This is a genomic window from Acinetobacter sp. BIGb0196 (assembly GCF_011759595.1).
Taxonomy (GTDB): Bacteria; Pseudomonadota; Gammaproteobacteria; order Pseudomonadales; family Moraxellaceae; genus Acinetobacter; species Acinetobacter guillouiae.
The window spans coordinates 2,557,895-2,581,916 of the sequence record NZ_JAAOZA010000001.1; the positions used below are offsets into that span (position 1 = coordinate 2,557,895).

At 38.2% G+C, this 24,022-nt stretch carries 17 protein-coding genes, 1 tRNA gene and 1 pseudogene; 4 read left to right on the forward strand and 15 right to left on the reverse strand.

Features of this window, described 5'->3' with window-relative positions; genetic code table 11:
• Window positions 1–5 precede the first annotated feature (5 nt).
• The 11 genes and pseudogenes from FHR28_RS11755 to efp all read right to left on the reverse strand — a co-directional run bounded on the left by FHR28_RS11755 (window position 6) and on the right by efp (window position 11,002).
• Entirely contained in the window at window positions 6–164 is a 159-nt protein-coding gene (locus FHR28_RS11755; RefSeq protein ID WP_166782644.1) for a hypothetical protein, read from the reverse strand.
• A gap of 69 nt (window positions 165–233) precedes the next feature.
• Window positions 234–1,363, reverse strand: a pseudogene (locus tag FHR28_RS11760) (IS3 family transposase).
• Between the two features lie 111 nt (window positions 1,364–1,474).
• A complete protein-coding gene (locus tag FHR28_RS11770; RefSeq protein WP_228722060.1) occupies window positions 1,475–1,990 on the reverse strand; it encodes a hypothetical protein in 516 nt (171 codons plus the stop codon).
• 219 nt (window positions 1,991–2,209) lie between these two features.
• Window positions 2,210–2,286: transfer RNA gene (locus FHR28_RS11775), tRNA-Val, on the reverse strand.
• A gap of 44 nt (window positions 2,287–2,330) precedes the next feature.
• On the reverse strand, window positions 2,331–4,346 hold the full coding sequence (locus FHR28_RS11780; protein WP_166782646.1) for a transglutaminaseTgpA domain-containing protein: 2,016 nt from the start codon (window positions 4,344–4,346) through the stop codon (window positions 2,331–2,333).
• Window positions 4,347–4,355: 9 nt separating this feature from the next.
• Window positions 4,356–5,264 carry a DUF58 domain-containing protein gene (locus FHR28_RS11785; protein WP_166782647.1) on the reverse strand — a complete coding sequence of 303 codons (909 nt, stop codon included), beginning with the start codon at window positions 5,262–5,264 and terminating at the stop codon, window positions 4,356–4,358.
• A gap of 12 nt (window positions 5,265–5,276) precedes the next feature.
• On the reverse strand, window positions 5,277–6,236 hold the full coding sequence (locus tag FHR28_RS11790) for an AAA family ATPase (RefSeq protein ID WP_166782648.1): 960 nt from the start codon (window positions 6,234–6,236) through the stop codon (window positions 5,277–5,279).
• A 140-nt stretch (window positions 6,237–6,376) separates the two neighbouring features.
• A complete protein-coding gene (locus FHR28_RS11795) occupies window positions 6,377–7,402 on the reverse strand; it encodes a 2-dehydropantoate 2-reductase (protein ID WP_166782649.1) in 1,026 nt (341 codons plus the stop codon).
• A gap of 196 nt (window positions 7,403–7,598) precedes the next feature.
• A complete protein-coding gene (locus FHR28_RS11800; RefSeq protein ID WP_004721243.1) occupies window positions 7,599–7,901 on the reverse strand; it encodes a YbdD/YjiX family protein in 303 nt (100 codons plus the stop codon).
• A 32-nt stretch (window positions 7,902–7,933) separates the two neighbouring features.
• Entirely contained in the window at window positions 7,934–10,033 is a 2,100-nt protein-coding gene (locus FHR28_RS11805; RefSeq protein WP_216076333.1) for a carbon starvation CstA family protein, read from the reverse strand.
• 399 nt (window positions 10,034–10,432) lie between these two features.
• Entirely contained in the window at window positions 10,433–11,002 is a 570-nt protein-coding gene (efp, locus tag FHR28_RS11810; RefSeq protein ID WP_004721246.1) for an elongation factor P, read from the reverse strand.
• 340 nt (window positions 11,003–11,342) lie between these two features.
• On the opposite strand from efp, the gene epmB reads away from it, so the two are divergent.
• The 3 genes from epmB to FHR28_RS11825 are packed head-to-tail and all read left to right on the forward strand — an operon-like array spanning window position 11,343 to window position 16,344.
• Window positions 11,343–12,359, forward strand: coding sequence for an EF-P beta-lysylation protein EpmB (gene epmB, locus FHR28_RS11815; protein ID WP_004721248.1), 1,017 nt, complete (start codon window positions 11,343–11,345; stop codon window positions 12,357–12,359).
• A gap of 14 nt (window positions 12,360–12,373) precedes the next feature.
• Complete coding sequence (locus FHR28_RS11820) at window positions 12,374–14,125, forward strand: hypothetical protein (RefSeq protein ID WP_034612070.1); 1,752 nt, start codon at window positions 12,374–12,376, stop codon at window positions 14,123–14,125.
• A complete protein-coding gene (locus FHR28_RS11825) occupies window positions 14,107–16,344 on the forward strand; it encodes an EAL domain-containing protein (protein ID WP_166782650.1) in 2,238 nt (745 codons plus the stop codon). Before FHR28_RS11820 ends, FHR28_RS11825 begins: the two co-directional genes overlap by 19 nt.
• 146 nt (window positions 16,345–16,490) lie before the next feature.
• Here the strand turns inward: FHR28_RS11825 and rpmE are convergent, their stop codons facing one another.
• The 4 genes from rpmE to FHR28_RS11845 all read right to left on the reverse strand — a co-directional run bounded on the left by rpmE (window position 16,491) and on the right by FHR28_RS11845 (window position 21,137).
• Entirely contained in the window at window positions 16,491–16,715 is a 225-nt protein-coding gene (gene rpmE / locus FHR28_RS11830; RefSeq protein WP_004721254.1) for a 50S ribosomal protein L31, read from the reverse strand.
• Between the two features lie 227 nt (window positions 16,716–16,942).
• Window positions 16,943–17,923, reverse strand: coding sequence for a bile acid:sodium symporter family protein (locus tag FHR28_RS11835; RefSeq protein ID WP_166782651.1), 981 nt, complete (start codon window positions 17,921–17,923; stop codon window positions 16,943–16,945).
• Window positions 17,924–18,250: 327 nt separating this feature from the next.
• Entirely contained in the window at window positions 18,251–18,652 is a 402-nt protein-coding gene (gloA, locus tag FHR28_RS11840) for a lactoylglutathione lyase (RefSeq protein WP_056512413.1), read from the reverse strand.
• Window positions 18,653–18,941: 289 nt separating this feature from the next.
• Window positions 18,942–21,137: an AmpG family muropeptide MFS transporter gene (locus FHR28_RS11845; protein ID WP_166782652.1), complete on the reverse strand. Its 2,196-nt coding sequence runs from the start codon at window positions 21,135–21,137 to the stop codon at window positions 18,942–18,944.
• 181 nt (window positions 21,138–21,318) lie between these two features.
• On the opposite strand from FHR28_RS11845, the gene FHR28_RS11850 reads away from it, so the two are divergent.
• Window positions 21,319–23,958, forward strand: a complete 2,640-nt coding sequence (locus FHR28_RS11850; protein ID WP_166782653.1) for a Lon protease family protein — start codon at window positions 21,319–21,321, stop codon at window positions 23,956–23,958.
• The last annotated feature ends 64 nt before the right edge of the window (window positions 23,959–24,022 follow it).

Genomic DNA, 24,022 nt, shown 5'->3' on the forward strand with positions numbered 1-24,022 from the left:
CTAAATTAAAGGCTATATGTTCTTGCTAGGAACTGCTGAGATGTAGATGAAGGCATTAGAGTTTGCTCATCACTTTGCTCCTCTAGGCTAAGACGAAGAGCATTAATTTCTTCAGACGTAACTGGCGTATTATTCGCCGCTTCGAGCAGTTCTTTAATACTCATAAATTCACCCATACCTTTAAACAAGTTTTTTATTCTACACCAACCGAATCAATTTAGACAAGCTGGAATTCAAAGCAACACCTCCTCAAATGCTTCTGGACTCATCCCATCGAGATGCGAATGACGCCTGATTCGATTGTAAAACATCTCAATGTAATCAAACACGTCTGCACATGCCATTTCTCATATTTTATAAATCCTTTTTTTAATTCTTTCCTTCTTTAAGCTGCTAAAAAAGGATTCTACAACAGCGTTGTCCCAACAATTTCCACGACGACTAATACTTGGAACCAAATTATGCTTTTGACATAATTTCTGCCAGCCTCCGCTACTGTATTGTGAGCCTTAGTCTGAGTGTATGATCACAGGTTCATTGGATCTGCGTCGCCACACTGCCATTAAAAGTGCATCCAACACGATATCCTGGGCAAGCGTAGGTTTCATTGACCAACCGATGACTTTTCTCGAAAATAAATCAAGAACCACAGCCAGATATAACCAGCCTTGCCATGTGCGAATGTAAGTTATATCAGTCATCCATAAGCTATCAGGTGTGTTTACAACAAACTCTCGATTTAAATGGTTTGGTGAAACAAACTGAGGACGACCGTGACCATAGCTTTTACGCTTCTTATATCCTCGAACAGCGGTAATACCATTGTTCTTCAGCACACGATTACGTCCACAGGTTTCATCTAACTCTTTAAGGTCTAGAGTGATGCAACTATAACCGTAGATGCCATAACTAGCATCATATGAAGAAAGGATAAGCTGTAATAACCGCTTATCTTCAATAGTTCTGCCTGGTTCGGGTTCATACAACCACGCTTAATAGCCAGCACGAGTAATCGTAAGAACCCGACACATCGTTTTAATCTTAAATCGATGACTGTATTCAATGATAAACTGATACTTTACTCGGGCAGGCATGCAAAGTACCTTGCGGCCTTTTTTAAGATATCCCGTTCCTCTTCAGTTTGTTTAAGCTGACTTTTAAGGCGAAGGATTTCTTCTTTGCCTCGAGCAGTTCATATTCATCAGGGTTGTTACGTAAAGGCTGTACCGCCTTTAGCCAATTTATAAATGCTGTACTGCGATATCCCTAAACGTTCTGCGACATCTGTGACAGAATATCCACATTCAGTAATCAATTTAACAGCTTCATCTTTAAATTCTGGAGTATATCGTTGCCTACTCATAATGTTCTCTCCTATGCAAAAAGAATAGACGATATTTGTCCAGGAAAGTGGTGGCAGTCCAAAAGATGATTATATGTGTCTAGAATTTTGGAGGCTATTCATAGGACTCTATCAACTGAGCTTGATTAATACGATTCTGTCTTGATTGTGGCTTAGTAGGCTTCTTAACCAAGTTAATGGATTTGATTGAATCAGGAACACTTCACAAACAACAAAGGTAAAGACTGACGACCCTAAACTCATTACTTTGTGCAAAGTACCTGGCTTAACAAACTTCAGGCGCCTTTCACAATTTTCTGTTATTAATTTAGGTGTAAGATCGTGGATTGAAAAATGGGTTAAATCGCCATAATAACGATCAACCCATTTGATATGGTTTTTGATATATGTCTTGGACTTAGTGAATTGACCAACTTTTTCATAGTAAAGCTCAAAAAGTTGTTTTAATGTTATTTGAGGTTTTTCTAGATTCTTGAGTTGTTTTTCATACTCAAGTTGCAATTCCATTAGACGCTTATGAGCCCATTGGGTGCATTCTTCAGAAGTATCACAAGTTGCTGCATCACGGAGATGTTTGTACTTGACTTGAATACGCCAAGCATTGCCACGTTTGACAGATTTTTGCATATTAATAACTCTCAATATTTGGGGCCGTAATTCAGGCGCCAATTCATAGTGAGATGCATACGCAAGTCAAAAATGGCGCCCGCAAGCGAAATATAAAGCAGTTTTTAATGCAAATTTTGAGTATTTTGATTACTCAAAGCTGACCTATTTGACATAAAAAACAGGGTGAAATCATTACAATTTCACCCATAATTCATTGATTAATATCAATAAAAATCTTGGTAGGTATATCCAGACTCGAACTGGAGACCTCTACGATGTCAACGTAGCGCTCTAACCAACTGAGCTATACACCTGAAGTGCTGAGAATATTATTCATTTTTTAATAAGATGACAAGCCTTATTTCTTTACTTTTAATGCATTCGCACACTCTTTAAGCAATTTCTTGATATTTTGAATATCCTGTTGATTTTCATTACCTAAATAGACAATTTTTTGAAAAATCTGATTCACTTGCTCAAACAGATGTTTTTGTCCAGTCCGCAAGGCTAAACGCTGCATCCATTGTTGAAAGGTTTCTGAATCTGCTTTTTGATCAACCTCAGATAATTGATGATTAAATTGAGCAATGATTCGCTCAAGCGCTGACATTTGACGAATGCGCCAAAATTGCGTCACACCCCAATAGATCAACAGTAATCCAAGAATTCCAAAAATTAAAACTAAACCATAACTATAAGCCGATGTTAAGCCAAGCTTCTTCATCCAGCCACTTTGCTTCTCTGCATCGTAACCAACAACCTTACTCTGCCATTGAAAACTAGCATAGTCACTCCAAACACGCAGCGTTCTAAGCAGCGATGAATGCTGAAAACGTAAATTTGAATAGCCCGCATCACCAAAAATCGAACGATCGTCATTCATCACATTTTGCATACCACGATCAATGCGCATCGGCGCAATGATGGCTGTTGGATCAATACGTTGCCATTGCCCATGTTGGTAAACCTCAGCCCAAGCATGTGCATCTAACTGGCGTACTTCCCAACTTTGACCATCAGGAGACAACTCACCGCCTTGGTAGCCTGTGACTACACGCGCTGGAATTCCAACATAACGCATCAGCAAGACAAAGCTTGAGGCATAATGTTCACAAAACCCCTGCCGTGATTGAAATAGGAACTCATCAACGCGGTGATTCCCCAACCTTCCTGGGGCAAGTGTATAAACAAAATTTTCTTTCTTGTACCAGTTCAATACATTCTGAATATAAGCTTCAGGATTGGACTGGCTCTGCTGATACAGATTTAAAGCAAACTTCTGGGCTTGTAGATCACTTTTTTTCGGATAACTGAGATTATTTTTCAGCATCATCTGTTCAAAATGTGAATCCTGAATATCTCTAACCTGACTCCCCACCCACTGCAATTCAATTGGCTGGGTACGCTGTACCAGCCGTTTTGGTGTAATCGACCAGTCTTGGTGTAACTCAAAACGTTGTTCTATTGGAATCGACTTTTCCAAACCGGTAATCCATTGCTGACTTGGATCACTGGCAAGATATTGATAATGAAATCCATCAATCTGCCCCGCGATCTTGGAATAAGCTTTTACCTGTTTATTGGCAAACTCACTTGTCCACGTTGTACCATCATAACGATCAAGCACCATCGCTCGCCAATACAGCTCATTACGATTTGGCAATTGCTTCATATTGCCAATAACTCGAAATGCCAATGCACTTGACTGTGAAAGCTCAGCAATATCACCCGGTGACATACGATCACTTAATCCCGTTACCGCTTTATTATTGGGAATGGGGATTTGCCAAAGTGGTGGCAAACGCGGGAAAAACATAAACAGTAAAACAAAGAATGGCAACGCCAAAGCAATAAATTTAAGGATATGCAATGAATCACTTTTAAGAGACTGAAAAATCGGTTGCTCTATTTCAAAATTGGCAATTTGTACACGATACAGTCCAACCAAACAACTGACTAAACAACATAAAACTAACAGTGCCATCCAAAAGGCTTGGCTGTGTAAAAACAAACTGGCACTAACGAACAAAGCAAAGTTAAACAGAATAATAAAGTCACGCTTTGATTTGGTTTCCAGTGCTTTCGCAAATAAAAATGTGGAGAGAACCGCTGTACCTGCTTCTACGCCTAAAAATGTGCGTGAATCAAAGTAAATGATGAGTAAGGCTAAAAGTGCAAAAACTAATTTTGGGGTTTGTGTAAATAATCGAGGCAGATTATAGACTTGATGTTTATTGGTTTTGTCATAATACAGCGCCAAAGCCACTATATTAATGAGGAATAAAATAGACAATGCCACAGGCATATAAGCCAGCTGTGCCAGCCAAATCAAAATCAGCACAACTAAAATTGAAATTTGTATCGATTTATTCATTGTTCATCCTCATGCTTGCGCCAATAAGGTTTTGATATGAATATAGTGCTGTTCTCCAATCCCGTTTTCAGTTTGTGCATGCGGTAAAATGATGCTGTACGGCGTTTCAGTCTGATGACAACGATCGACCAACTCCATCATAAAACTCAGCTTCTCTTCATGGTCTGCGCTTGGCATTTTGCTATATTCAATTTGCATCGCATGGGTATCGACCAAATCATCGAATTGCTTTACAAATAATCCTTGTCCACGCGCGGCTTGTTTCCAAGAAATGCTTTGCAATGAATCACCTGATTTAAAAGTCCTTAACTCTTTAAATTCATCTAAATCAGGTTCACCCGTATTGGAATAATTCTGTGATTGATGCGTTAAAGACTTCGCTTCAGGGGCAATCCAGTAACTTTCAGTTAAATAGATATAGGTCCATGCCCGCACTAAACCAAGCGGATATGTGGAGTAAATTTGAATTGGGGGAACTGAAAATTCACCTCGTTGTTGTGGGATAAAATTCAATTCAAAACTTTGTTGTTTTTCTTCAAATAGAAAAGATTGTAATTGTTCATCAATTTTAAAGTTTAAAAACTTAGGCGTAGCACGGTCTTGTTGTAGGTTAACTCTCACTTTAAAAGCTTCATTGACCTTACCCACCTCATCGACAACCACATCTAATGTAATCGCATGTAATTGTTTAAAACTGAGATAGAAACTAATACATAAAATCGCACTGATTAAAAAACAAAAACCAAGGATTAAATTGTTGGCATAATTAATCCCAGCGATAAAAGTAATCAGAATAAGGACCAGATACAAAAAACCTTGTTGGTACATAAACACCAACACTTGGTTTTGTTTCAGTGTACGGATTCCTGTATAGCGAAACCGAAGATGCAGCCATTTAACAAATCGTTGACCTAACATAAGCGTTTCCAATTAGCCCTTAACAGGAACTTTTTGCATAAGTGCTCGTGTCTCAGATTCACCTAATCCTATACGATGCGACACCACAGCAACAAACACTGCTTGTACATCATCTGCAATTACAAATTGTCTTTTTTCAATCAAGGCATAGGCTTGTGCTGATTTTTTTAACGCCAGTAATCCACGTGGAGATAAGCCATGACGACCTTTACGTGTTTCTTCTGCTAGATCAAGCATATATTCAAAAACAACATCACTCAATGTAATTTGATTTACCACACATTGTAATTGCAAAATTTCCTGATGTTGGAAAATCGCTTGCAACTTTTCGATCAAATCATGTCGCGAGTTTTGTTGTAATAATAATTTTTCTGCTGCGCGTGATGGATAGCCTAAAGACAGTCGCATCAAAAAACGATCAAGTTGTGACTCTGGCAAACTATAGGTTCCACTTTGAAAAAGTGGGTTCTGTGTTGCAATCACCCAAAATGGTTGTGGTAAAGGGTAACGTGTACCATCTATAGTGACATTGCCCTCCTCCATTGCTTCAAGCAAAGCACTTTGGGTTTTAGGGCTACAGCGGTTAATTTCATCTGCAAGCAGAATTTGGGTAAAGATTGGACCATGTTTAAACTCAAATTGATGTTCTTTTTGATTAAACATATTGATCCCAATCACATCACTTGCCAGCATATCATTGGTAAACTGAATCCGTTGAAAATCGAGACCTGCTAAACGTGACAAGCTGCTGGCTAAGGTGGTTTTTCCAAGTCCGGGGAAGTCTTCAAAAAGTAAATGTCCACCAGCCAATAGACTACAGAGTGCCAGTTTAGTCTGATGACTTTTATCTAAAATAATTTGGTTGATTTGACTTAAAAAGTCATCAATTTTTGGGTAAAACTGAGCGAGGTCTAAATTTGATACAGTACCATGTTGTTCTGATGCTTTTACTTGTGTTGTTCCCCAAATCACCTTTTATTTCCCCAATAAAATTATTGTAACTTCCTTAACATACACGGTTTTAAGGAATACTCAATCTTGACTGCGATAAATCCTTATTTTCATTTGCTGAATACACTTCAACATTTATAGCTTCCCCTATCAGCCAAAATTTACACTTTTAATTTTGCGGCATGTTCTAACTTTGTTTTTAAATCATCTGCACCAATTGAAAATTCACTTCCTGAAATTTCAGCCTGCTTAATCAATTCGATTAAGGTTTTATTGATAGGTGCTTGTTTACCTAACTGTTGGGCGAGCTGAACAACTTCGCCATTGATCCAGTCCACTTCTGTGGTTCGCCCTGCCATCAAATCATCTTGCATAGATGAACGCGCCAAGGGATCGATTGCCAACATTTTACGGCTTAATATTTTAAAAATGAAATTTGGCAAACTGATTATTTTAGGCAATAGATGTGCCGAAATTGCTGTGAGTTTTGCTGGCTGGATTTGTGCTAAATCTAAGAGATGTAAAGTTTCTTGTTGCGCCATAGCAAGGCATTGTCGATATTGATGATTAGACAATTGTTGTTTTAACGGTAACTTTGACAAAGCATTAATCGAATTATTTAAATTCAGCAAAATTTTTGCCCATTGCACCGCAAGCATATCCTGATCAAAAACAATTTCTAATTCAGCTTGTTTAAAAAGCTTGGCTAAATCCTGTTGCTGTGTATACGCTTTCACATGCAACGCACCAGATGTCCCTTGATGAAAATGCCCAACTGCTTGAACTGCAACATTAAAAGGCACCATGCCTTCTAAAATCCTATGATGTTTTAAAATCCGCTTTAAAATCGGAACATTACTCAATCCGTTTTGAAAACTAACAATATAGGGTCTGTGTGCGCCCAAGTTGTCATAAAGTTCTTTGGCAACTTGCTCAGTCGCAGCCGATTTTACACATACAAAAATTATATCGGCATTTGTGACTATTTTAGGATCAACACTGAGCTGTAAATCATTTGCCGCGATTTTTATCGTTTTACCAGTATAATCTGTCAGTTTTAAACCAGACCTCCTCAATTCTTCATATACGCGAGGACGTGTAATAAAGCTCACATCAGCACCTACCGCTGCTAATCGACCGCCAATATAACATCCAATACTACCCGCACCATAAATACAGATTTTCATAGCAGTCTCCTTTCATTTATATCTATTGCATGATTCTAGCGGAGTTAGACTTTGCCAACTGTCAGTTATACGACAAGTCTCATCATGAAGTGTGCTGTTATTGCGTTAAACCGATAAATCACTTCGCTCATATTCAATAAAAAACGGCACCCAAGTGCCGTTTCTATTTAAGCTTTAAATCAACTTATACCTTCCATCAACACGGACACTTCTTCATTGTTCCACCAGCCGTTGGATAGCGGGCATCTACACAATAGCGATGAAAAGTCTTTTCATCCATTGCATCCATATCGGGATGATGCTTTTTCATATGTTCCAGATAATTTTGATAATCTGGAACACCCACCATCAAACGGAAACTTTGTTGTAAGCGTGTCCATAATGTTGCAATTCTAGACCAATTTTTAGGATTAAAAATTAGCTCCTTTTGCGACATGATGGTCATCTTGATGATTTTATAAATCACCGTTTTACCACCTTGAGCAAATTTAAGCTTCATCACTCACCTCTCACTCTATCTGCAATATCAACTTAGTGTGATTTAGAAACAGACACTTCTTCAGGATCTGCATATACCGCTGGAGCTTCATTTACTGTTGGGGTAGGACTTGCCAATGCACGACGAATTGCGCCAATAGCAGCAAACAACATCACAATCGCAACAATCATAAAGAATGCACACAGTGCAGCATTGATTTGATTGGACAATACAATGGTTTGCATTTCTTCAAGTGTTTTGGCTGGTTTTAAAATTTCACCATTGGCAATTGCTGTTGAGAATTTATCCGCTTGAGCCAAGAATCCAATCTTAGGATTGGTATGGAAGATTTTTTGCCAACCCGCAGTCATACAGGTAATGAATAAGAAAATTGTTGGGATAATGGTGACCCATACATATTTCTCTTTCTTCATTTTAAATAAAATCACTGTACCTAAGATCAAAGCCATTGCCGCAAGCATTTGGTTACCGATACCAAACAAAGGCCATAAGCTGTTAATACCACCAAGTGGGTCGACTACACCTTGATAAACAAAGAAACCCCATCCAGCGACAGCAACCGCTGTACCGATCATATTCCCCACAAAGTTGTGTGAGTTTTTAAGTGCTGGAACAACGATACCCACCGTATCCTGTACCATAAAACGGCATGCGCGTGTTCCTGCATCGACAGCAGTTAAGATAAACAGCGCTTCAAATAAGATCGCAAAATGATACCAGAACGCCATCATTGAACGATTATTAAAAATATCCGTGATGATATGAGCCATACCAATTGCAAATGTTGGCGCACCACCAGTACGCGAAAGAATCGTACTTTCACCCACTTCTTTTGCCAGCAAGCTCAATGTCTCAGGTGTAACCACAAAACCAAGTGTACGTACTGCTTCTGCTGCGCTCTCTACTGTAGTACCCAATACTGCTGCTGGCGCATTAATCGCAAAATAAACACCCGGTTCAAGCACTGTTGCACAAATCATTGCCATGATTGCAACAAATGATTCCATCAACATACCACCATAACCAATGACACGAATATTGACTTCGTTATCAATCAGTTTAGGTGTAGTTCCAGACGAAACTAAGGCATGGAAACCAGAAATCGCACCACAAGCAATGGTAATAAATAAGAATGGGAACATAGATCCAGCAAATACAGGACCAGTACCATCAACAAAATGCGTAACAGCCGGCATTTTTAACATTGGCATTGCAACAATAATACCCACTGCTAAACCCGCAATTACACCAATTTTCAAGAATGTTGATAAATAATCACGTGGTGCTAACAACAGCCAAACTGGGAGAACTGAAGCCACGAATCCATAAATGATGAGTGCCCAAGTGAGTTGTGTTCCAGTTAATGTGAAAAATGGTCCCCAATAAGGATCAGCAGCAACATTTCCACCATAAACAATGGCAGCCATCATCAACACAAAACCAATGATAGAAACTTCTGCAATCTTGCCCGGACGGATATAACGCATATAGATGCCCATAAATAAGGCAATCGGTATCGTCGCTGCAATACTAAACACACCCCATGGACTATGTGCCAGTGCTTTCACCACCACCAGTGCCAATACAGCAAGGATGATAATCATCACACCTAATGCACCAAGCATCACCACCACACCAGCAAATGAACCCAGCTCTTGCTTTGCCATTTCACCAAGTGAGCGCCCATCTCGTCGTGTAGAGATAAATAAAACCAAGAAATCCTGAACTGCACCAGCAAGAACAACCCCGACTAGAAGCCAAATTGTTCCTGGTAAATAACCCATTTGGGCAGCAAGAATAGGCCCAACCAATGGCCCCGCTCCTGCAATAGCAGCAAAATGGTGACCAAAAAGTACATATTTATTGGTCGGGACATAATCCAAGCCATCTGCTAAACGATGTGCTGGTGTTAATCGCCGAGAATTCAGTTCAAAAACTTTGGTCGCAATAAATAAACTATAAAAACGATATGCGATGCTATAAACACATATCGCTGCAAGCACTAGCCAAACCGCATTGACATGCTCACCCTTGCTGACTGCAAGTATTCCAAAAGATACTGCACCAATTATGGCGACAATCACCCAGATCAATTTTGATAAGGGTGATGATTTTGTTTGAATATTTTCCATTAAAACCTCACATCTTGATTACAAAAAGCAGTTCCATTGTTTTTATAAAGCGTAATGCATTTCCGTGACTCATTCCTTGGTGACTCTACTCCTCATTTTTTTGTTTTCATCTAAGACTTTGGCATTAAAACTGGTCTGAATATGTACTATTAGCATGACATCACAGTGACTTAAATCGCGACTTTGTTATTTTTATCATCAATGTAATTATCCGACTCTCTGACTCTACTATTAATTATAGGCTGTCGATCTACGACTTTAGTCGAAAATTTAGCCGATGCTCGCTATTTTTATAAAGGCTTGTACTTTTAAAAAAGCCGTATACCAACTCAATTTATGCACAATAAAAAAGGGATGATTTTCATCATCCCTCAGCGTCATCATTTTTCAATAAAATGATTAAGCACGCTCTAAGTAATCACCAGTACGGGTGTCTACACGAACGCTTTCTTCTTGCTGTACAAATAATGGAACACGTACAACTGCACCCGTTTCAAGTTTAGCTGGTTTACCACCACCACCTGAAGTATCACCACGTACACCTGGATCAGTTTCAACGATTTTCAATACAACGAAGTTTGGCGCACTAACGTTTAATGGAATACCATTAAATAGCATAATTGTGCATTTTTCGTTTGAATCGTCTTTTAACCATTTTGCAGCATCGCCCATTGCAACTTTATCAGCAGCAATTTGTTCGAAAGATACTGGATCCATGAAGTTCCATAATTCGCCATCGTTGTAGAGATAATCCATTTCTACTTCTACAATATCAGCTGCTTCTAAAGATTCACCTGATTTAAAAGTTTTTTCTAATACTTTGCCAGATCTTAGGTTACGTAGTTTTACACGGTTAAACGCTTGACCTTTACCTGGTTTTACATATTCGTTTTCCATGATTGAACATGGGTTACCATCAAGCATAACCTTTAGGCCAGCTTTGAAATCATTTGTAGAATAATAGGCCATGAAAGGCACACTCCGAACTTACTAATTTAAATCTCTACTGCGATGCTATCAGCAAATCACCCGATTTGTGACAGTGATCATTCCAAACAGCAAAGAATGTATTTTACATTTTTCGTATTCTAAATGAGCAATACATCGTGAAGCAATGAAAAATTACCCATGTTCGGTCAGATTGAGGGTAAAATCTTCGATTCATTGGTGATTCACAGCTGTTCAATACAAATCAGCTGTACTGAAAGCATTTTTCCAGTGAAACATTTCAGATTGAACCTGACAGATTCAATCTGAACAAGCAATACCACCCGCTTTCCCCTATCTTCAACTATTTATTGCACGTGGCATGTTAAATTACTTATATCAAGAGCAAAATTGGCAATCTCAACTCAGTGATTTAATTACTGATCCATTAGAACTGTTAGAAATACTCGAACTTTCTAAAGCACAGTTATTGTCTGGTGCAATCCTTGCGTCTGGACAATTTAAACTACGTGTGCCCCGTGCATTTGTCAGAAAGATGGAAGTTGGCAATCCCCTAGATCCGCTTTTACTGCAAGTTTTACCACATCATCTGGAAATGGAAGAACACGAAGGCTTTGTCACAGATCCACTTGATGAAGAACAAGCCAATCAAATTGCTGGGGTCTTACATAAATATAAATCACGTTTTTTACTGACCCTCACTGGTGCATGTGCCGTGCATTGCCGTTATTGCTTCCGTCGTCATTTTCCATACCAAGAAAATTTACCTAAAAATGAAGATTGGTTGAACATTAAAGGCTATTTAGAAGCTCATCCTGAAATCAATGAAGTGATTTTAAGTGGTGGCGATCCATTAACTTTATCTAACCGAAAATTAGCCACTTGGATAGAACGTCTAGAATCTCTCAGTCAGATTAAGATCTTGAGAATTCATTCACGCGTTCCAATTGTAATTCCAGAAAGAATCGATGAAGAGCTGGTTTCTTTATTGAAAAACAGTAGGCTACGTGTAATTCTAGTGGTACACTCGAACCATCCTGCAGAATTAGATAATTTGACCTGTGCAAAGTTATCTCATTTAGCAAAACAAAATATTCTTGTGTTGAATCAAGCGGTTTTACTTAAAGGTGTGAATGATTCTGCACAAACTCTCGTTAATTTGAGTCAACGACTTTTTGAAGCACAAATTTTACCGTATTATCTTCATGTTTTAGATAAAGTAAAAGGTGCGCATCATTTCGATTTAGGGGCGGAAAAAATTGATCAGATTTATAAGGATGTATTGGCCAGTTTACCGGGTTATCTAGTTCCTAAATTGGTTCGAGAAGTCGCGGGAGAAAATAATAAAACACCGCTGTTTGGAGTCACAACCTTTTAAGAGTTGAAATGCTCATGATAAATAAAGAAATTTCAGAAATTTTTCAAAATATCACGGTTCTACAACGAGAAAGTCTAAGTTTTGCAGAAAATTCGGTGGCATCTGTCAATGCATGGGTGGCCACACTATCTATTATGCAACTTGGCGATACCTCAGAGTCGGTCTTAAAAGCCATTTGTGAAATCAGCGAACTCGATTGTAGCGAAATGCTGCGCTTTGATTTAATTCAAGTTTTACACCCAATTACCGAAAGCATTTTATCAAGCCTTGAAAAAAACATCTTAAATCAAGGTCTTTCTCAAAATGCGCGTATTGAACATATTATTGATTTATCCTCTAGAATTCGTACCTATTTTGCCAACGTCTATATCAATATTGTGCGAAGAAGTCATCAGACACTGGTTTCAAATAAATTCTCATTTTTTAATTTCAAACAAAAACGAAATTTACAAACAGCCCGTACACTTGCAACCTTTTATGCTTTAGAACAACTTGGTTTATTGTTGGTTCAACAGCAAATGCTCTACAGTGGTCCATTGACCCATCAATGGCTCACTACACATCATCTTTATGAGCTTGCGGTTAAAAACCAAGAATTTAATATCAATATCAACCAATTACAAGGCACACACTTTACCATTCAAAATATCCAGCAAGCCTATGCGCAAGTGCTGCTTTTGGATATTTTTAATACGCACCAGATTCGCCCTTCAGAAACACAAGCACTTTATCAATGTACTTTTGATTGGGTCAAACTGATCCAAATTTTACCAAGAGAAACCAGCTTATCGCGTTATGTGATTGATGGCTCTAAAGACGTTCCACCAATTTATAATCGCAAACAACATGCGAATTTCCGTACTTCTTTGTATATTTCTACACAGAATCTGCTCGAACATATTAATTCAACGATTCATAAAGACGAATATCTGTCTAAAAATGAACAAATCTATTTATCTGCTGCCTTAAAATTTCATGTGCAAAATGTCTTGGGTACAACAACTGAACGTCAACATGAGCGTTATGAATACTCTGCACAACTTCAAATTTGTTTTAGCTTACAAACCGCACACTTCTATTTATCCAAAGCTAAAAATTTCTATGAAACACTTAATTTAAATAATAATTATGCATTTCAGTCTGAGTCCAATATTCATTCATCAATTTCAACAGGTTCAAGCACAGCATCGAACTTAGGACAAATCAAAACTTTAGACCGTGAAGCAAAACAGATCTATCAAACCCAAGTACTGGATATTAGTGTAAACGGTTATCGTATTCGCTGGTCAGATGAAACCCCACGAAATTTACGCACGGGTGAATTTATCTTGGTCAATGAAAGCCTCAATGACAAATGGAAAGGTGCGATCATTCGTTGGATCAAACAATCTGTTAAAAAAACCTATGAAGTGGGTTTAGAGGTTTTAGCTCAAGACATCTACCCATGTGCAGTAAAAGTTCCAGCTGATCGTTCGACGATTAACTACCACCCTTGCCTTATGGTTCAAGTGCAAAATTTAAATGAATCCAATGTTTCTATTATTTTGCCAAATTTACCGTTCTTCAAAGAACAACAAGCAATTTATCTACGTTTAGACACTGAAGAAATTAAGGTGTATTTAACAAAAACATTGTTAATTACCCAGAGCTTTATTCAGTACGAATTTGAATTGATCAATGATGAAGAAAATGACCGCATTGATCAGTTCATTCAACACCAATCTGCCAATTTGAATAATCAAGATGTATGGGAAGCTTTAAAGTGAGAAATTTATTATTATCGAAAAAATTAAAACTCTCTGAAACTAGATTACTCATTATTGATGATAACCAGATTCGTTATAATCAAATTATTGATCTTTTTCAAAGTAAGAATCATCAAGTACAAGCGCTTTTATTGGATGATTTAAAAAGTTTTGAAAAACAACTCAATACCTCATGGGACTTGATTATTTTTGGTCGTGCTTATGACATCAAGATTGAGCAAGCCATTACCTTGATTCAAGCCTCTGCTGATATTGATCTGCCTGTTTTGTTCTTAGAACCTGAAGATTATCAAACCAACCAATATCAGTCCTATATTCAAAAAGGCATCTATGATGTTGTTAATTTAGAATATACCGATCGTTTTTATATTAGCTTAATCCGTGCGTTGTCATATAGCCGTACCTTACAAGCGAAAAAGCACCTTTTAAACGATCTTGAAAGTGCAAAGAATCAAGCCCAAGCCTTGGTTGAAGAACAACATAAAGCGATTGCCTTAATTCAGGAAGGTATCCATACCCAAGCCAATGCTGAATATTTAAAATTGTTTGGTCTAAAAGATGAAGCAGAAATTATCGGATTGCCTGTATTAGATATTTTAAAACCGAAGAATATCAATGATTTTAAACAACGTTTTAAAAAAATTTCTCAAGGTAATTTTGATTTAGCACGTTTTGAAATTGATACACTGAATAGCAATGCTAAATCAGAAAATCCATTAAAAATTGAATTTTTGCCTTCAGATGAAGAAGACTGTATCCAAATCACCATTGAAATCAATTCTGCAAGTCAAAAACCGCAAACACAATCCTCCGAATCGAATAAGAAAAACATCAGTGCTGTTGCAAGTAGTTTGCAAAAAATTCAGTACGCTTTAATTAACCAACCTGCCAAATCGAATGCATTGGTACTGTTTAGCTTTGCCGCTTGTCCTGAGAATATTTTAACTTCTCCTTGGAAAACAGCCGTTCAATACTTAGATGGCTTTAAAAACTTTATTCAAGAACAAACCAATACCACGGTATATCAAATTGATATGTTGTTGTACGCAGTGATCTTACAAGCTGAGTCTGATACCATTTTAGAATCGCGTATTCATGGGCTGCATGCTTTAGAAAAACCTCAATTATTAGAAATTGATGGTCATACCTACCCACTGAATATTAAGATTGGCTATTCAAACATACAGCAAAACAGCTTTACAGAAGCAAGTTTTAACGACGTTTTAGAACAAGCTTATAATCATCGTCTGGCAAAAAAAGACTCTGTATCTGACCAACAATTAACGGCGACTTTACAAGACACTAAAATTGAATTGTCATTGCTTGAACCCAAATTAGATCAAGCAGAACCGCTGCAAATACAAAGTAACTCCATTGAATTCGCCCCGAAACCTCAAGTTGAAAATACAGCTGTAGAGAAACAAGTTCAAATTCAAGAAACACCAGCGCCACATATCTTTAAAACCTCCGCGATTCTTGGTCAAATTGCCCAATCACTTGAAAAAGGTGAGATTCAGCTAAAATATCAGCAGCTTTATGACAAACAAGATAGCAATTTAAATACCTATGAAGTCAGTAGCGGTTTTATTTTTGAAAATCAGTGGAAAAAAGTAAGTAATTTAATTGATTTAGATGATGATATTGAGCTTTCAATTAAATTAGATCGCTGGATTTTAGTCGAAGCATGTAAGCAATTACATAACTTTATCACTCAATATCCAGAAGCAAAATTAATCGTCAATTTAAATCGTCATGTGCTGTTCCATGATAAACAGTTCCCTGAGCTTATTTCTAAACTATTGACCATTGTTGGAAGCCGCCAATCTCATCCACTGATTTTACAATTTGATGAAGAAGATATTGCAAAAAATATCTTAGAAACTCAAAAGCAAATTGGCGTTTTACGTGATCATGGTGCCGAAATTTCAATTCGACGTTTTGGTTCGAGCATTTCAAGTGAAGCCATCTTAAAACAATTGGATGTGAGCTTAGTAACGCTGGATGAGAAGTTTACAAAGCAGCTTAATAGTGATGCGACTATGACGCAATTCCAGCATACCCTTGAAAAATATCATGCAATCAAGCCAATTGAATTGCTACTGAAAAATCTAAATGATATGAACTCTTTTGCAAATGCTTGGAATGTAGATGTCAGATTCTTGCAAGGTGAATATTTCCAAAAGAAATTGGATCACTTGACTGATGTTCAAGATCAATAGAGTCTAATACTAAAAAAGGTTGAGTGTTTTAAATGCTCAACCTTTTTTTAAATCTATCACTTTGTCTGATCCTGAAATAGATCAACACGAGATAAAAATCAGCAACAAAAAAACGGGCTAAAGCCCGTTTTTTATGTTTTGTCGTATTAACGCTTAACAGAACGTGACATACCAGCAAAACGTTGTTTGAATTTATCGATACGGCCGCCAGTATCAACATTCTTCTGTTTACCAGTATAGAATGGGTGGCAAGCTGAACATACGTCTAGATAAAGTGTTTCTTTACCTAAAGCTGAACGAGTTTCGATAACGTTACCACATGAACAAGTAGCAACTAATTTTTCGTATTTTGGGTGAATATCGGCACGCATGGTCGATTCTCCTAAGTTAAGAAAGGTTTAGCTGTCATCGCAATTAACCACTCTCAAAGTCTAATAAAACTTTGAGGAAAGCAGATTTAAATTAAAAACCAGCAGGTTAACACCACAACAGACCATTTCTTTTGGCCCACCGAGACTATAAGCGTCAGAGCTAAGCACAACAAGTGGGCAAGATTATACTCGAAATATTTATAAATTGCGAGCCAATCGATACTAATTTATTCGTCAGGATGCTTTTGCTTAGACCAGTAGTTTGCAATCACCCCACAAACCATTAACTGGATTTGATGGAAAATCATAATCGGTAACACAATCATACCTAAAGGTTGCCCAATAAATAAAATCTGCGCCATAGGCACACCACTGGCAAGGGTTTTCTTCGATCCACAGAAGAAGATTGAAATCTGATCTGCTTTGCTAAATCCAAGCCATTTTGGAACATACAACGCCAACAGCATAATCACCGTGAGTAGAATCGAACATGCCAAGGTGAGGTAAATCAATGTAGATAAGCTGACCTGATGCCATAAACCTGCCACCACTGCCCCACTAAATGCACCATAAACCACCATCAAAATCGAGCCTTGATCAAAAACTTTGACGATCTTTGGCATTTTCTGCATCAATGGAAATACATAGGGGCGTAATAGTTGCCCTAAAACAAATGGAACCAATAACAACAAGGTGATTTCGATAATAGAAGAAGTTGGATCGTAATTATGCTTAGATTGACCGAAAATAAATATGCTCACCAAAATCGGAGTAATAAACATACCGATCAGGTTTGAAAATGAGGCACTGCATACAGCCGCTGCCACGTTCCCTTTTGCAACAGAGGTAAATGCAATTGACGATTGTACTGTCGACGGCAAAAAGCACATAAACAGAAAACCCCAATACAACTGTTGCCCCAGCAAAGGTTCAAGCACAGGTTTAGCCATTAGTCCCAAGAAAGGAAAAACTAAAAAAGTAAAAGCAAAAACCAATCCATGCAATTTCCAATGCAAAATCCCCTCAATCACGGCTTCACGTGATAATTTTGCGCCATGTAGGAAAAATAAAATTGCAATCGCAATTGTGGTGATTTTTCCAAAGATAAGCGCTGCCTGACCTGAAATCGGTAAAATAGAAGCTAAAACCACCATCGCGATTAAAAGTATCGTAAAGCGATCCAATGCTAATAATTTCAACATTTTCATAAGCAACGTCCTGTATTTTAAACATGAAAAAGCCCAGTAGTTAAATTTTACTATCGGGTAAAATTCAATCTTACTGAGCGAAATAAATAAAGCTACTCATTTGGCTAAATGTTCACTATTTATTTACGACACATATCAAGTTAATTTAGTGCTTTTTAAAACCATAAATCAACATAAAAGCACCCTCATCCTAACCTTCTCCCATAGGGAGAAGGAACTTTCAATACCAATATAATTCACTCCACATGATCATTTTTTGACTTATGAAAGATCTTTATTGATATGTCTTTGCCAAATAAACAATAGCCCCGCATCATTTTTAAATGATCAATTATTTCGTGCATCTTGATCTTGTTGGATCAATTCAATTTTATAGCCATCTGGATCTTCAACAAAAGCAATGACTGTGACACCACCTTTCATAGGTCCAGCTTCACGTACCACATTACCACCACGTGCTTTGATCTCTTCACAGGCTTTATAGGCATCATCGACACCAATGGCAATATGTCCATAAGCATTGCCTAATTCATAACTTGCAGTATCCCAATTATGGGTAAGTTCTAATACAGTATGATGCTCTTCATCACCATAACCCACAAATGCTAAAGTAAACCGCCCTTCTTCATAATCACGTTTACGAAGTAATGTCATACCGAGAACTTCAGTATAGAACGCTAAAGATTGTTCTAAATTGCCTACTCGTAACATGGTATGCAACATGCGCATGATTTATTTTCCTGTTTGATCAGATATCATCTGCCAATATAGGCAATACAGTTCAATATTTCAATTTATCTATATTTCAGCTGATCAATGATGTCGTCTTCTGGATTATTTTTAAGCAATAACCGCTTATTTTAGATGAACACTACAGCTTTATCTTTCGAATAAGCTGTTTGAATGTGTTAGCAATCCAATGATTCAAATTCTCATCCTGTTAAAAAAGCCTACTTTATCTATAAGATAAAATAGGCTCTTGCGATCATCATAAATCTATCTTGAGTAATTCAGTCGCTTACTCGATGGATTGATTCACCTTTTGCGCTTGATGTTCTCGCAATAATTTTCCAACCCATAGCACAAGCAATAGAATCGGAATACCAATTAAGGTGGTCATTAAAAAGAATTTAGGATAACCAATGTGGGTGACAATTGTTCCAGAATACCCGCCTAAAATCTTAGGTGTAAGCGTCATCAATGAACTAAAGATCGCATATTGAACTGCTGTAAATGACACACTGGTCAAACTAGACAAGAACGCAATAAATGCTGCACCTGCTAAACCAGAAGCTAAATTATCGACAACAATGGCAAAATACAGCCAACCAGAACTATATTTCTCAATCACTTTACCCTTAATCTCAACGGCTGCAGATGAATCCGCTTTGATCACTGGAATTGGTTGAACATCTACATCGATATCACTTTTTATCATTGTTAATTGATAGCTTTGTTGGGTACTTAATGCTGCTTGTGCGTGTTGATAATTGACCACGGCGATCACGTTTTTTGAGCCAGAAGCATATAAGGCTTTACCGTCAATCGCACCACTAAACAAACCATCTTTATCTAATTTTGCAGGATATGTTTTGCCATCGAGTTTAAGGGTAATCGGCTGATCTGGATTAAGCTCAGATACAGATATTCCTGCAATCTGCCCCTTAACCACAATACTTTGCTTTGCTTCTGTTTCAGACAATTGATTGTCACTGGTAATAGGCAACAATTGAATTTGGGGCTTGGCATTTTCTTTTAAATAGGGCACCGTATATTCATTCGCGACAGCCTGATCAACCAATGCTGCTTTGATATGAATGGTATTTTCCCCTAACAAGTCCTGACCAGGCACAGAAACTTTCCAATAGCCCACCTCATCAGGTTGAGCTTGAAATTTCTTATCGCCAATTTGTACAGATACAGCTTCCATTGGTGCACCAGATTTTACCAATCCAATAAAGATCAAATTGGTTGAACTTGCTAAAACAGCACCAACAAACATCAATTTCATAATGTTCATACGTTGCGCAAGTAAGCCACCTAAAAAACCACCCAATAGGCTAAAAATAACCCCGTAAATTTTAACGGCTTCTGCAATTTGCTCTTTGGTAAAATTTAAATCTTGATAGAAAACATTCGAAATAACACCCGCAATAATGTCTGAAATTCGATAAAAACCGATCAATAACAGTAAAACCAATGCTAGCTTTACCCCATAACGCTTAAAAAAATCAGCAATCGGGTTAACCCAAGTCTCATAGGCCATCTTTTTATTGACTACACCAAAACGAATCAACGATGTTGCAACAAGAATTGCACCGAGACCTGAGCCTAAAAAGCGTACCGCTTCCATTAAAAACTTCAGCAAGTTGTCTTCGACTTTCCAAGTCGCTTGCAGATATTGAACCATGTCATCGGAGTAAATATATAAACAAACAAAACTCGCCACAGCCAAGATAAAGACCAAAACTAAACGATAGTAATCAATATTTTTATAGTGTTTATCAACTCGATTAACCAAGGGTTCTCGGATTACTAAAGTGGTGATAATGCCCACTAGCATCACCAGCGCCATGGTTAAATAAGTATATTTCCACGCTTCATAAATATAGTTCCCTTTTGCAGTCCCCAAAGAAGCAGCAAGAAATAAAGCGCCCGCTCCGGCTAGAATCATCCCTAAACGATAGCCTGCGTTATAGGTCGATGCCAACACCGTTTGCATCTCGGTTTCAGCCAGCTCGATTCGATAGGCATCAATCACAATATCTTGTGTTGCTGCGGAAAAACCCAGTAATACTGCCCCCACAGCCATTTGGTAAATATAACTTTGGCCCAAAGCGGGATCAGAAAACGCCATAATACAGATCGCACAGATAATCAGTACTTGTGCAATCAACAACCAAGCACGGCGCCGACCCAGTTTTTTGGTGAGTATCGGGACGGGTAATTCATCAATCAGCGGTGCCCATACAAATTTAAAAGAATAGCCCAGCGCGGCCCAACTAAAAAAAGTCACTGCACTTTTTTCAATTCCAGCCTCACCCAACCATAAAGATAAACTTGAGAAAATGAGCAGAATTGGAATACCTGCTGAAAACCCAAGAAAGAGCATAATTGCAGCACGCCGATCGATAAAAGCGGCAAAAGCAGATTTCCACCCATTTTTTGCTGTGGAATTCTGCTCAGCTGATTGCTGAGATAATTGCGTTGTCATTGCGTTGTTATTTTCTGAAAAATGAAATAGTGCTATTCAACCGCTTAATGCTTAGAGTTTCAATCACTTTTATGCAACTGATGAGCGCTTTTACAGATATTTCCGCTTTTGGCGCTTGATCTTTACCCCCAATCCTGTATACCTTTAACTTTTCAACCCATATAAGTTTTGGATTTCACCTGTGACCCAAAGACACGATCAATTAAGCTCTACTACTGTTTCAATTACGACGACTGCAACCCCAATACAAAAAACTGAAACGATTTTTCCATCTGCTTTTGATCAAACGGAAATTCAAAACACGTTGACACAAACCGCATTAAAATCAGAACAACTGACGCATATCCCCAATCTGAGCAAGATTCCTACGTCAACCAAGCGAATCAAGCCTTTAAATAATTTCTTAGGGCAAGATCGTGCCAGAGCCTCTGTAGAAGCAGGGATTGCATTACCTTATTCAGGCTACAACATTTTTGCTGTGGGTACGGCAGGTCTTGGCAAAAGAACCATGATCAAGCGCTTGCTGCAACAACATGCCAAAACCATGCAAACGCCTGATGATTGGGTCTATGTTTATAATTTTAAAAATGCACGACAACCGATTGCACTGCGTTTTCAAGCAGGCCAAGGCAGTAAGTTTCAAGCTTTAATCCACCAAGCATGGCAAACCATTCTCAAGCAACTTGAACGTCGCTTTAGTGCAGAAACGTATCACAATCGTATTGAACGCATTCGTCAAATTACTGGGAATGAGCAACAACTCGCTTTAGTTGAACTGACCAAAGAAGGCGAAGACCTCGACCTAAAACTGATTAATCGTAACGATGAACATATTTTTGTGCCGATCCATGTCAAAGATGACAAAGTATTGGAAATGTCACAGGAAGATATTAATGCGCTTGACAGTAAACAGCGCGCAGAAATTAATTCCAATATGCGTTATATGGATAAAAAGCTTGAGCGCCTTGGTCTACAACTCGGCGATTTGGAAGATGATGCACGTGATCAAGTTTCTGAACTGAATCGTGATATTGCCAAACAAGTGGTGATTCCTCGTATTGATTTAATTTTAAGTAAATTTAAAACCGTTCATGGACTCGATCAATACTTAAAACATTTTGCAGCAGATATCATTGAAAATGTTGAAACGATTTTAGACCAAGAAGGTGAAGAGTTCTCTCCTGCTTTATTTAATCGGGTTCCTTCACGTTACCAAGCCAATGTTGTGGTCAGCAATAAACCGAATTCCGGTGCACCAGTTATTTTTGAAGACTTCCCAACACATTACAATTTACTGGGACATGTTGAACAGCTGACGCAAAATGGCACCATCACCACGGACTTTACTCTGATTCGCCCAGGCTCATTGCACCAAGCCAATGGTGGTTTTTTAATTTTAGAAGCAGAACAGCTGTTAGAACAGCCTTATGCATGGCAAGGGCTAAAACGTGCATTAAAATCAGGACAATTAAAGCTATCCTCTCTTGAGCACATGCTGACTTTAACCGGCAGTATTTCAATTGAGCCAGCATCTGTGCCACTCAACTTAAAAGTGGTTTTATTGGCAGAACCTGAAATTTATTATGAAATTTTAGAACTAGAGCCAGAATTAGGCAGTGTTTTTAAAATTCGTGCTGATTTTACTGATACCCTGCAACGTAATGATGATAATGAACAAGCTTATATGCAACTGATTGCAGACTATGTTCAACAAGACAAATTACTGCCCTTTGATCGCTCGGCATTGGCTGCATTACTAACAGATTCAAGTCGCCAAGCTGAAGACCAGAGTTCATTGTCTTTACATGCTTTAACTCTGGGTGATTTAATCCGTGAGTCACATCATCATGCAGCACAGTCGGATGAAAAGTTAGTCACCTCTCATCATATCAACACTGCCCTTAAACATCGTCAATATCGCTTAGGCTATTTAAGAGAGCTTTATTGGCAAGACTTGTCACGTGGTACGCAACTGATTGAGACACGCGGCCATCGTTTAGGTCAGATCAATGCTTTATCCGTGATCCACTATGCCGATGTTGAATTTGGTTTACCATCACGCTTAACCGCTTCGGTATATCAAGGTGGCGGTGACATTTTAGATATTGAGCGCAGTGTAGAACTTGGTGGTTCATTACATGCCAAAGGTGTCTTGTTGATGTCGAGTTTCTTAAAAGCTCATTTTGGTCGTGAACAGATTTTGCATTTCTCTGCTGCCCTCGCCTTTGAACAAAGTTATGGTCAAGTAGATGGTGACAGTGCCACGGTTGCAGAATTATCTGCGTTAATTTCTGCAATTTGCCAATTGCCTATTGATCAATCGTGGGCGATCACAGGTTCGATGAACCAATTGGGTCAAGTTCAGCCTATTGGTGGGGTCAATGCAAAAATTGAAGGATTCTTCGATGCATGCAAACTCCAAGGATTAACAGGCAAACAAGGGGTGATTATTCCACGTCAGAATATGCAGCATTTAATGCTTCGCCATGATGTGATTGAGGCTGTCAATGAGGGGCAATTCCATATACATGCAATTGACACCATTGATCAAGCTTTAGAAATCCTAATGGCACGTCCTGTTGGAACATTAGACAAGAAAGGTCGTTATACCAAAGGTTCAATCTATGCAGCAGTGATGGCACAGCTTGAATATTGGCAAGCCTTGGAAGATGGCGTTGAAATAGAGCAAAAGCCAAAGAAAAAGAAAAAAAAGAACAAAGGAAAAAAACAGAAAAAGGCAGAAGCTGAATCAGCAAGCATCATTACTGACGAAAACCAAACTGAAGTTGCGGCAAAACAAAATAAGCACAAGTCAGCTTAAGTTGCTTCTTGGCTAAACTTCAGATAGACAAAGCTTTGAATATTCAAAGCTTTGTCTAATTTAT